This window comes from Enterobacter sp. EC_64, from assembly GCF_019584165.1.
GTDB classification, from domain to species: domain Bacteria; phylum Pseudomonadota; class Gammaproteobacteria; order Enterobacterales; family Enterobacteriaceae; genus Enterobacter; species Enterobacter roggenkampii.
In genome coordinates this window covers 1-221 of sequence record NZ_VDAS01000112.1, presented here as the reverse complement: position 1 = coordinate 221, position 221 = coordinate 1, and the positions used below count along the sequence as shown (strand labels likewise).

Here is a 221-nt window from a genome sequence, read left to right as displayed (position 1 = left end):
ATGAATTGACGGGGGCCCGCACAAGCGGTGGAGCATGTGGTTTAATTCGATGCAACGCGAAGAACCTTACCTACTCTTGACATCCAGAGAACTTTCCAGAGATGGATTGGTGCCTACGGGAACTCTGAGACAGGTGCTGCATGGCTGTCGTCAGCTCGTGTTGTGAAATGTTGGGTTAAGTCCCGCAACGAGCGCAACCCTTATCCTTTGTTGCCAGCGGT

At 52.5% G+C, this 221-nt stretch carries 1 rRNA gene; it reads left to right on the top strand.

Features of this window, described 5'->3' with window-relative positions:
* Positions 1–221, top strand: a 16S ribosomal RNA gene (locus tag FHC52_RS23130); the annotation flags it as partial.